Source organism: Lactiplantibacillus brownii, assembly GCF_031085375.1.
Taxonomy (GTDB): Bacteria; Bacillota; Bacilli; order Lactobacillales; family Lactobacillaceae; genus Lactiplantibacillus; species Lactiplantibacillus brownii.
This window is the reverse complement of sequence record NZ_JAVCWF010000010.1, coordinates 1-9,926: the sequence shown is the minus strand read 5'-3', so window position 1 is coordinate 9,926 and position 9,926 is coordinate 1. Positions and strand designations below refer to the sequence as shown.

The following is a 9,926-nucleotide window of genomic DNA, read 5'->3' as shown; positions in this document are numbered from 1 at the left end:
GGTAGATTGCAAATTTAATCCGAATTTTTGGACAAATTTGTCAGCATAACCTGATACGGTGTTTGCCAGTCGAGTATTTTAAGCGGTCGCTGGTTAATTTGGAGTAACGTCGTCGTTAAATCTTGAGCACTAATGTGCTCAAAACATGTTCCTTTAAGGTAGAAATAACGCAAATTCCGATTAAAGCGTTCATTACTACCACGTTCAGCTGGCGTATAAGCATGGCAGTAATAGGTCTTAATACCATATTGTGATTCAAGTGATACTAGCCCACTAAACTCAGTGCCACGGTCCACAGTAAAGCTGTGCACCGGACCATTAAAAGTGGTTAGGAACTTAGTTAGTGCTTCATTAACAGTCGCTGTCGTCCGATCTTTTAACCGGTATGCCCAAAGGAACCGTGATTTGCGATCGATTAAAGTTAATAAAACTGCCTTACTATGCCCACGAGGACCAACGACTGTATCTAGTTCAAAATCGCCGATGTGCTTACGTTGATTAATCATCATGGGACGCTGTTCAATTGATCGCCCCAAAGATTGATTATATTTGGATCGTTGGTCAATGTTACGCCGTTGGCGTACGCCATGTTCAGGTAGATCATTCAAGGAGAAACTAATTCTCCCCTGATTTAGCCAATTATAAATAGATTTAGTAGCTAGTTTAAATTCATGAGCAATCATTCCTGGTGACCAGCTTAGACGTAAATGGTTGAGAATTTTTTGCTTTAACTCATCGCTCAGCTTAGTTTTCCGACCACATCGTGATCGCTTGTATTCGGCATCTGTTCGTGCTAATTCAGCCTGATAAGGTTGGCATCGAGATAATTCATAAGAAATTGTTGACGGTGATCGGTTCAGCCGAACGCCCATTTGGATATTGGACAGCCCTAGTTCACAAAAGGTTTCGATTTTAATTCGTTCGGAATAGGCTATACTAGACAAAAGATCAGCTCCTAAAAGATGGGTTTGTGGTAAACACCATTTTAAAGGAAGCTGATCTTTTTTGTCCGAACAGCGTTCGGATTAATTTTACAATCTACCTTAAACTCACTTTTTTACATAGAAGTATATCAAAAATCATAGATTTTAGACAGCTTCTTAGGCAATAGCGCAAAAACGACTTTAGTTAACTAAATTTTGTAATAGTTGTACATTGACCGCCATTCTGGGAAAACGTCTGGAACTTGGTGCCATTGGCAATCGTTTTTCAAGACATATAGGACCGCACAGATGGTCTCGTAGAGGCCATACTTCCAAGGCTTAGTTTGCTTGCAAAAATTTTCTAAAGCTGGTCGAATTAATTAATCGTAAACACCAACAACTGAGTGGTTTTCAGGATTGAAAATTTTTTCAACAAATGCGTCGGCATAATCTGAATAACTGATAAAACTCTTACCAGATTCGTTCACACCTAATTTATTACCAGAAAAAGCATGACGGCCTGTGTGGGGTGCATCAAAGTCCATTACTGCTGGGGGAGCCATGTAGGTCCAATCAAAATCCTTAACTTTAGCTAGTTTTTCAAATGCAGTTACTTCGGCCTCCGCAATGGGCTTGAATTCTGCCGGGACTTCCGGTGTGTCAACCAATCTGGTCTTTTCGTCAACTAATAAAACTCCCGCTCCACCAGCAAATACTAAGCGGGTTTTAGTACCTCCTAAAATACTGATTAAATGTTCAGTAGATGTGATGAACTGTTTTGGGTCATTCAAGGGTGCATTGAAAGCATTTACTAGAACGTCTAACCCCTTAATATCGCCAGATGTCAGATTGAAAATATCTTTCTCAATAACTGGAATATTAGTTACTAGCTTAGACTTGTTTCGAACAATGCCAATTGGCTTCTCGCCCTTATCAAGTAATTTTTCAACTAACAAGTTGCCTAATTTACCTGTTGCACCAATAATACCGATATTCATAATCTTTCTCCTTTAAATTAAGATATTTGTGTACTTATTATGGTAAAATACTTGGTTATAAATGTAAATAAAATATGTTATAGTAACCTAGTTACTAATTAGTAACTATAGAAAGAAGGGCGTATATGACAGATTTAAAGTACTTAGAGCTCCCACAGTGTCCAGTTGCAACTACTGCTCTTTTAATTGGTGATCACTGGAAAATATTGATTATTCGTGAATTATTAAATGGCACTAAACGTTTCAGTGAATTAGCCAAGGGGCTGGACGGCGTATCGAACAAAGTATTGTCACAGCATTTAAAAATCATGGAAATCCGTGGGTTAATCCATAGAGAAGTATACGCAGAAGTACCTGTTAAAGTAGAATATTCTTTAACAAGTATTGGGTGGAAATTAAAACCGTTAATTCGTGAAATGTGGAAATGGGGAGAAATATACAAAGAATCTATACACACAAATGATGTTTAAAATAAAGTTCAATATTGAAAATTTATGATTGTTAAGTTTATGTCTGCTTACAGCAAAGGCAAATATTTTAAAAAATTAATTGGTATTTATGACAGCTGTAATAACAGAAATAAATAATCGCACATTTGATAAAATGACTGAATGAGGGAATATCATTAATTGACTTCAGAGCTGATTGGTGTGGGCCCTGTAAATAATGGATCCAGTTTTGTACCATCTTTCCGAGGAAGAGCAATTTGGGAAAAATCAATTCCTTCTCGATTAACATCGACCATAGTCGTGCAATTGCTCAAAAATTAGGCATCCAGGGAATTCCAACATTAATTATTAAAAAATGGCAAATTGGTAAACAAACTGGTCGGGGAACAACCAGCGCCGTTATATAGTTGGAATACTAAAAACAGTTAGTTTAATACTTTAAGGAGATCAACCATGTCAAATATACTAAAAAGCGCTGCAACCACCCAAATACAAAATCGATTAAGCCGCGCTAGCGGGCAAATTAAAGGTGTTATTCATATGATGGAAACAGGCCGAGACTGTAAGGAAGTTATCACTCAACTAGTAGCTGCTAAGGCGAGTTTTGATAAAACTATTAAACTAATTATTGCAGAAAACATTCGTGGCTATTCTGAGGTTAAAAATACTCAAGAACAGTACAGCCAAGCAATAAAAGTTTTGCTAAATGGCAAATAGGGCATACCTTAATAGCCATTTCGTGTCTCACAATCTATTTAAGTTAGATATGTTCATTAGAACTGTCTAAATTAAACCCTATAACAGAGAATAATAGTGGCACAGTCTAAAATACAGATGTGTTTGAGAAAAACTTTCAAATAAGCTTTGTCCCTATATTAGGGACTATAATTCACAAATCGCCCCTCGAAAACATTGAAAGAATAACCCCCAAAATCTATAATATAGATCTTGGGGGTTATTTATTTTAATATTAAAGAAATAACTTCTTTTATTCGTCATTTTTTCGATACCTTTTGGCACGATTTTGACCAGGAAATAAATGATCATGCGATCCGACTCGAATGCCAATTAAGACTAGTTCATCTTTATCAATCGTATAAACCACCAGGACATCGTTAGTTTCGCTTGGTGTTTTGTTTTTCGGGGTATCTCGTAAGTGAAATTCATTATAACCGCTCATGCGCCGATTAAGCTCATGATCCTCAAATTCTGGTGGTAATTGTTGTTGCTCAAGCAACAGGTCAATGGCTGCTCGAACTTCATCAATAATAGATTTGTCTAAACTGGCTAACCGTTTTAGATCAGCATTAAAGGTTGCACGTGGTTTAAATCTTAGTTTTTTCATTATTTAAACTGACCCCAATAATCATCATCTGATGCAACAATTTCATCGTCAGGTAAAACATGGCGTTTAATTAACTGATCACGTGCAATTGCATATTCTAACGAACCTTCTTTAGCTTTTAATGCTCTTTCTAGCCAGTCCATTTTTTCTTGTGAAACGATGGCTACTGCGCGACTATTTGAACGAGCAATATAAACGGTTTCATCTTCGTCATTAACTTGATCTAAATATTTTTTTAGGTTAGCGCGAAAATCACTCTGTGTTAGTGCTAATGTCATATTTACCACCCTTTCTTTGTACTTAATATTGTACTTTAATTTGTACTAAAAATCAATTTTTTTTTAAGGAGCTAAAACTATGCAACAAGTTGTCTTACCCATCAAAGATTCAAACGTTCTCAAAGAGGTGCAAGATACCTTACTCAACAACTTTAAAGCTGGCCGACGTAACTATACGATTTTTCAAGTTGGTAAAGCGACGCTACTGCGAGTGAGTGACGTTATGGGCTTAAAACAAACCGATATTTTTAATCCGGACGGTTCTATTAAACAAAATGCGTTTATTCATGACCGAAAAACTGGTAAACCGAATACCTTGTACCTTAAACCTGTTCAAACAGAGCTCTTATTGTACCGTCAATGGCTGCTTGATCATAAGCTGGATTCTGAATGGCTCTTTCCGTCCATTCAACACCCAGAACGGCATATTACGGAAAAACAGTTCTACAAAATTATGAGTAAGGTTGGCGATCTTTTAAGCATTAATTACCTTGGTACCCACACGATGCGCAAAACTGGGGCTTATCGCGTTTATACGCAATCCAATTACAATATTGGCTTAGTCATGCACTTATTAAATCATTCCAGTGAAGCCATGACTTTAGCTTATTTAGGCTTAGACCAGGCCAGTACCGAAACTATGTTAGATCAAATTGATTTTGGTTAGTTTTATTTGGATTTTTGGTTGTTGACGAAGGCAACTTCTGAGACAGATTTTAAGCACAAACACCAGCAATTTTAATTGTGGTGTGTAAGTGCGCATTGACCTCGTTTCACTCGGTCTGCTGATAACCATGAAATCAGTTTTTGCCGTTGTTGAATTGACTGTATTTTAAATTCAATTTATGTTTGCACCTAACGAAGATTGTTATGTTTTAAATATTTAAAAAGTGTTGCAGATCATGCTGTTTTAAGCCAAAATTTTTTAGTCGCTTTGTGCAGATAATTTTTATAAGCTTGGTAACAAATTTTGAATAACGGTGCTGTAAGATCTGTGAATTTAAACTGAAAGCATTATTTTGATGTTAGGGGTCATTAAGATTGACGAAAAGAAAGTATTAAAACCAATTGATGAAATGCTTGCTGATCCTTGGCAAGTTGATATTCAAGAATTGTTTGAAGCTTCTGTCAATAAACCTGACGAGATCAACAAGGATTTGATGATTCCCTGTATACTTATATTTTGCAAAAAAGACAAGAAGATATTATTAATCGTCCTGGTTTCGTCATCTAGCCCTCTAAAAGCTCACTGAGGGCCTTTTATTTTTGTTTTGGTATAAATATATATAAATAGTCTTAAAGTCCCTAGAAACGAAAAATAAGGCCCTAAAAAACGAACATAGCAGCTAAATTCTTGTTGAGATTCAGAAAAACTAACTGTTTGCTGTCAATGGTAGCGGATGAGCGCAGCGTGGGAGCATAAGGAATTGACAGCTCTAAACCAGTCTTAACACTGAATTGGCGAAAGCCAAAGTTTCTATAAAACTTTGCTTCCGTACTACGACTAGCCAACCATAACCTAACACGGGGGCAAAGGGTCACGTCCCTTGCTCACATTATGTATATACAAGATTTATGTAGATAAAATATACGTTTTATTTAATAATCATTAAATTAGTTAATAGCAATGTTGGTTTCCAATGATTGTTTTCTCTCTTTTTACCTGGTCGTTCTACAAATCCTGTAAACGTATATCTTTTTTCGTGGTCTAATTCTTGAAGTTTTTTTCTCATTTTTTAATCATTTAGTGTTTATTACTTGTAATTTAACCTAGGCTAGCCCTATAAGTTTATACATTTATAAATACATTTAAATACATTATAGTACATTAAGGGAATGAAAATGCAGTCATACCAAGGGATACAGCATACCTTTATAACTATTTAGTGCGGACATTATAACTATTTAGTGCGGACATTATAACTATTTAGTGCGGACATTATAACTATTTAGTGCGGATTTATTAACTGTATTTGAATTATTTTGCATTTATGGTTATAATTGTATTAGAGTTGAAAAGGCGGTTAAGACAATGAAAGAAAAAGTTGAAATTAAAACCAATGAATTAACTAAAAACTTACTAAGCCGACAAGATTATTTGGTTACTCAAGGGAACGACTTAGCCAAAGCATTCGGCAATTTAAAAGCTTTTGAACACAAATTACTAGATTTCTGTTTTAGTTACGTTACACGTGATTCGAAACTGGACGACACTTTCAAGGCACAAGCTTCAGATGTGCTGAAACACTTTGGTTTAACAGATTCTGGCACTAACTATACTCGTGTAATCAAAGGATTTAAAACGCTGAATGAAGAAACACCGCTTTATTTCCTTGTTAAAGATGAAGATGGTTCTGATAGCGTACTAATGACCCAATTATTTAATTTCATTCGTATTTCTAAAAATAAAACGATTACATTTAAGTTTTCGGAGCATGTGGCACCCTATGTCTTTGATTTGAGGGAGAAATACTACTCTTTCCATCTATCAGAATTATCACGAATTAAGTCTAAATACACTCTAATCCTTATGAAAATGTATCAAGCCCAGAAAATGGGTAATCAGAAAACAGTTACGATTACTGGTGAAATGAACGATTGGCAAGATTGGTTCCTAGGAGTTGACCGTTCGAGCAATTGGACAGCTGGACGATTCAAACAAAAAGTTTTGAATGTGGCCGTAGATGAATTAATTGAAACATTAAATGTCACTATTGTTTTGAATACGATTAAAAAAGGTGTCAAAGTCACTGGATATGAAATAACCATTAATTCTGACTAAATCCGCACTAAATAGTTATAATTGTCGTTTCAAACTAAGCTATACCAAAGTCAGATAAAAGCTAGTTGACATAATGATCCTTATTAAAACTTCGCTACATGACTGATTATTTTTAAGCTATTTTTATCAAAATAATTAGTATAGCCAAAATACTACTTAAGAGTGCCGTTATATCAATATTTTTAAAATTCAAATTTGTAAAATCTTAAAAAATTCATTTTTATATACCAATTGATTAATTGAAGATATTCCACCAATGCTTTTTAGGTTTGTCTTCTTGTTTGTCTAATTGTACATTTGACGTCTTATTTACTGTTTTATCAGTATTTGTAGGCGTCTTTTTTGCCTCACTAGGCTGTATAACTACTTCTTCAGTTTCAATCTTCTTGTATTTATCGAGTTCTATTTTCAACTTATCTAACTCTGCACGATCTTTTAAGGATAACTGTTGTTGCTGGTCTTGTAGCTGCTGGCTCTTATCTAGTTTCTTGGATAGATCCGCTTTATCTTGTTCTAAATTATCAATTATCTTATTTTTAATCTCTAATTCTCGTTTTAGGGCTTTCAGAGCTTCCTTTTCCTGTCTGTCTTGTATCATGCGTCCACTGGATTGTTCAGTTGTAACGGACGTCTTTTTACCAGACAATATAGACAACTCTTCTTCAGTGAAACTTAGCTTGTCTAAATCTATTCCATTTCTCTCGGCCCTATTATACAAAGTTTGACGAGACCCAATGCCTAAACTTTTAGCAAGATCTGTCTTTGTCTTAAATTGTCTTTTTGTCTCCTGTACGTCTTCCACGCGTCTCAGCTCCTTGTACGTCTATTAATACATACAATTATACACTATCAACACAAAAAAGCCCCCTTGATCCAGTTAAGGAAAAAGGGGCTCTATATCGCATGAAATTAAATTTTACTATCACTATATATGGTAGATTGCAAATTTAATCCGAATTTTTGGACAAATTTGTCAGCATAACCTGATACGGTGTTTGCCAGTCGAGTATTTTAAGCGTTCGCTGGTTAATTTGGAGTAACGTCGTCGTTAAATCTTGAGCACTAATGTGCTCAAAACGAGTCTTTTTAGGATAAAAATAACGTAAATTCCGATTAAAGCGTTCATTACTACCACGTTCAGCTGGCGTATAAGCATGGCAGTAATAGGTCTTAATACCATATTGTGATTCAAGTGATACTAGCCCACTAAACTCAGTGCCACGGTCCACAGTAAAGCTGTGCACCGGACCATTAAAAGTGGTTAGGAACTTAGTTAGTGCTTCATTAACAGTCGCTGTCGTCCGATCTTTTAACCGGTATGCCCAAAGGAACCGTGATTTGCGATCGATTAAAGTTAATAAAACTGCCTTACTATGCCCACGAGGACCAACGACTGTATCTAGTTCAAAATCGCCGATGCGATTACGTTGATTAATCATCATGGGACGCTGTTCAATTGATCGCCCCAAAGATTGATTATATTTGGATCGTTGGTCAACGTTACGCCGTTGGCGTACGCCATGTTCAGGTAGATCATTCAAGGAGAAACCAATTCTCCCCTGATTTAGCCAATTATAAATAGATTTAGTAGCTAGTTTAAATTCGTGAGCAATCATTCCTGGTGACCAGCTTAGACGTAAATGGTTGAGAATTTTTTGCTTTAACTCATCGCTCAGCTTAGTTTTCCGACCACATCGTGATCGCTTGTATTCGGCATCTGTTTGTGCTAATTCAGCCTGATAAGGTTGACATCGAGATAATTCATAAGAAATTGTTGACGGTGATCGGTTCAGCCGAACGCCCATTTGGATATTGGACAGCCCTAGTTCACAAAAGGTTTCGATTTTAATTCGTTCGGAATAGGTTATACTAGACAAAAGATCAGCTCCTAAAAGATGGGTTTGTGGTAAACACCATTTTAAAGGAAGCTGATCTTTTTTGTCCGAACAGCGTTCGGATTAATTTTACAATCTACCTTAATTGTAAACAATTCAATATAAATTTGGAATTTTACCCTTTTCATCGGCCAAGATAATGATACAATATATTGTGTTGTTTTAAACGGAAACACTACATGTAGTAGTGTGACGTGACTGGTTGGCCAACTAGACACACAACCGCATATGAAAACGGAAAGAGGAGCATGATTTTGAGTAATTATTTTAAATTCTTATCACACCAACTAAAAGGTTGGCCACAACAGAACTACTATCTATTCTATTTTAGCCTAGGATGTCAAGTAATGACGTTAGTAAGTGCGCCAATTACAGCATTGTCTATTTTAACATTTATTGGGACCACTTTGGGTGTTCTTTGTGTGTTAGCCATTAATGCGGCTAAGTCAGTCAATGGATTATTAGGCGTCATCTCCGCCGCTTGCTTCATCGTAGTTGGTTTTTCAGCTAAGAACTATTTAAGCATTGGGGAACAATTAGCCTACGTCGTAACGCTTGATATTCCAGTACTATTAAGTGCTAATTGGAACGTCAACATGGTTTCAAAGATTCGGAAGTTTACGGGTAAGACGTGGATCGTCGCAATTGTCGCAACTTTAGTTGTTTATGCCATCTCCGGCTATCTTATTGGTGCCTTAACTGATGATCCCCGGCCATGGGTCGATGCCATTAGTTTTGCGATTTGTTTAACGGCCGGCGTTATTTGCTTCCTCCGTTACAACAACCAGTATTTCTGGTGGATTGCCTCTGGTTTAGCACAAATGGTCCTCTGGTTCATCTCGTTCCGTCAAGGTTCGGCGACACTAGCAATGTTCATTAATAGTTCCGTTTATCTGATGAACGATGTCTTGGCTTTCACTGTTTCACCTTGGTATAACAAACATGAACGCGCTCGGTTGATGGCCGAAGAACAAGCAGCTAGTGATGTAGCTAGCGCGGATGCTAGTGATAATCGGGCATTTGGATTGAATCACTAATTTGAATATAATGAGCACGGCTGTTAATGCAGTCGTGCTTTTTGGTATGAGAAAGGTTGCTAGGAATTATAGAAAATTATCACGATCATTGTTAAAAGGAATCGGGATATTGAATAGCGTTTCTACAGTACCGGTGTAATTTTGTTACTCGTAATTTTGATAAACACGGTGTTTGATTTGAAAATAGCTAGTGGAACTTAGAAAAAGGTTATAACTACT

At 36.4% G+C, this 9,926-nt stretch carries 13 protein-coding genes and 2 pseudogenes; 8 read left to right on the top strand and 7 right to left on the bottom strand.

The annotated features are described in order from the left end of the window. Nucleotides 1-14: 14 nt before the first annotated feature. The 3 genes and pseudogenes from RA086_RS15920 to RA086_RS15910 form a co-directional block, all read right to left on the bottom strand. Entirely contained in the window at nt 15-944 is a 930-nt protein-coding gene (locus tag RA086_RS15920) for an IS30 family transposase (RefSeq protein ID WP_308704644.1), read from the bottom strand. A 191-nt stretch (nt 945-1,135) separates the two neighbouring features. After that, nucleotides 1,136-1,300: pseudogene (locus RA086_RS15915) on the bottom strand (transposase); the annotation flags it as partial. Nucleotides 1,301-1,303: 3 nt separating this feature from the next. Next, on the bottom strand, nt 1,304-1,921 hold the full coding sequence (locus RA086_RS15910) for an NAD(P)-dependent oxidoreductase (protein WP_308704643.1): 618 nt from the start codon (nt 1,919-1,921) through the stop codon (nt 1,304-1,306). A gap of 125 nt (nt 1,922-2,046) precedes the next feature. Here RA086_RS15910 and RA086_RS15905 point away from each other — a divergent pair, with 125 nt between their 5' ends. From RA086_RS15905 to RA086_RS15895, 4 genes are all read left to right on the top strand, one after another. Continuing rightward, the gene (locus RA086_RS15905) at nt 2,047-2,391 is read left to right on the top strand and encodes a winged helix-turn-helix transcriptional regulator (RefSeq protein ID WP_103127231.1); all 345 of its coding nucleotides are present in this window, start codon (nt 2,047-2,049) and stop codon (nt 2,389-2,391) included. Nucleotides 2,392-2,528: 137 nt separating this feature from the next. After that, on the top strand, nt 2,529-2,588 hold the full coding sequence (locus tag RA086_RS15990; protein ID WP_407659106.1) for a thioredoxin domain-containing protein: 60 nt from the start codon (nt 2,529-2,531) through the stop codon (nt 2,586-2,588). Between the two features lie 39 nt (nt 2,589-2,627). After that, nucleotides 2,628-2,777, top strand: a complete 150-nt coding sequence (locus RA086_RS15900) for a thioredoxin family protein (protein ID WP_308704642.1) — start codon at nt 2,628-2,630, stop codon at nt 2,775-2,777. A 46-nt stretch (nt 2,778-2,823) separates the two neighbouring features. After that, nucleotides 2,824-3,087: a metal-sensing transcriptional repressor gene (locus RA086_RS15895; protein WP_308704641.1), complete on the top strand. Its 264-nt coding sequence runs from the start codon at nt 2,824-2,826 to the stop codon at nt 3,085-3,087. A gap of 271 nt (nt 3,088-3,358) precedes the next feature. Here the strand turns inward: RA086_RS15895 and RA086_RS15890 are convergent, their stop codons facing one another. Together RA086_RS15890 and RA086_RS15885 are read right to left on the bottom strand one after the other, a co-directional pair. Beyond that, a complete protein-coding gene (locus tag RA086_RS15890) occupies nt 3,359-3,715 on the bottom strand; it encodes a type II toxin-antitoxin system YafQ family toxin (RefSeq protein ID WP_308704640.1) in 357 nt (118 codons plus the stop codon). Then, on the bottom strand, nt 3,715-3,993 hold the full coding sequence (locus tag RA086_RS15885) for a type II toxin-antitoxin system Phd/YefM family antitoxin (RefSeq protein ID WP_058906977.1): 279 nt from the start codon (nt 3,991-3,993) through the stop codon (nt 3,715-3,717). The genes RA086_RS15890 and RA086_RS15885 overlap by 1 nt, the downstream gene beginning before the upstream one ends. Before the next feature lie 79 nt (nt 3,994-4,072). On the opposite strand from RA086_RS15885, the gene RA086_RS15880 reads away from it, so the two are divergent. From RA086_RS15880 to RA086_RS15870, 3 genes and pseudogenes are all read left to right on the top strand, one after another. After that, a complete protein-coding gene (locus RA086_RS15880; RefSeq protein WP_308704639.1) occupies nt 4,073-4,660 on the top strand; it encodes a site-specific integrase in 588 nt (195 codons plus the stop codon). 355 nt (nt 4,661-5,015) lie between these two features. Further along, nucleotides 5,016-5,227: pseudogene (locus RA086_RS15875) on the top strand (hypothetical protein). A 798-nt stretch (nt 5,228-6,025) separates the two neighbouring features. Next, nucleotides 6,026-6,775: a replication initiation protein gene (locus RA086_RS15870; RefSeq protein ID WP_098040835.1), complete on the top strand. Its 750-nt coding sequence runs from the start codon at nt 6,026-6,028 to the stop codon at nt 6,773-6,775. A gap of 235 nt (nt 6,776-7,010) precedes the next feature. Here RA086_RS15870 and RA086_RS15865 read toward each other — a convergent pair whose 3' ends face one another. After that, entirely contained in the window at nt 7,011-7,577 is a 567-nt protein-coding gene (locus RA086_RS15865; protein WP_308704638.1) for a hypothetical protein, read from the bottom strand. Between the two features lie 145 nt (nt 7,578-7,722). Continuing rightward, nucleotides 7,723-8,652 carry an IS30-like element ISLpl1 family transposase gene (locus RA086_RS15860; protein WP_308704637.1) on the bottom strand — a complete coding sequence of 310 codons (930 nt, stop codon included), beginning with the start codon at nt 8,650-8,652 and terminating at the stop codon, nt 7,723-7,725. Between the two features lie 266 nt (nt 8,653-8,918). Between RA086_RS15860 and pnuC the strand changes: the two genes are divergently transcribed. Then, nucleotides 8,919-9,707, top strand: a complete 789-nt coding sequence (pnuC, locus tag RA086_RS15855; RefSeq protein ID WP_308704636.1) for a nicotinamide riboside transporter PnuC — start codon at nt 8,919-8,921, stop codon at nt 9,705-9,707. Nucleotides 9,708-9,926 lie beyond the last annotated feature (219 nt).

Coding starts and splice junctions, on each gene's coding strand:
- RA086_RS15910 (WP_308704643.1), bottom strand. CDS start 1,921: ATGAATATCGGTATTATTGGTGCAACAGGTAAATTAGGCAACTTGTTA.
- RA086_RS15905 (WP_103127231.1), top strand. CDS start 2,047: ATGACAGATTTAAAGTACTTAGAGCTCCCACAGTGTCCAGTTGCAACT.
- RA086_RS15895 (WP_308704641.1), top strand. CDS start 2,824: ATGTCAAATATACTAAAAAGCGCTGCAACCACCCAAATACAAAATCGA.
- RA086_RS15890 (WP_308704640.1), bottom strand. CDS start 3,715: ATGAAAAAACTAAGATTTAAACCACGTGCAACCTTTAATGCTGATCTA.
- RA086_RS15885 (WP_058906977.1), bottom strand. CDS start 3,993: ATGACATTAGCACTAACACAGAGTGATTTTCGCGCTAACCTAAAAAAA.
- RA086_RS15880 (WP_308704639.1), top strand. CDS start 4,073: ATGCAACAAGTTGTCTTACCCATCAAAGATTCAAACGTTCTCAAAGAG.
- RA086_RS15870 (WP_098040835.1), top strand. CDS start 6,026: ATGAAAGAAAAAGTTGAAATTAAAACCAATGAATTAACTAAAAACTTA.
- pnuC (WP_308704636.1), top strand. CDS start 8,919: ATGATTTTGAGTAATTATTTTAAATTCTTATCACACCAACTAAAAGGT.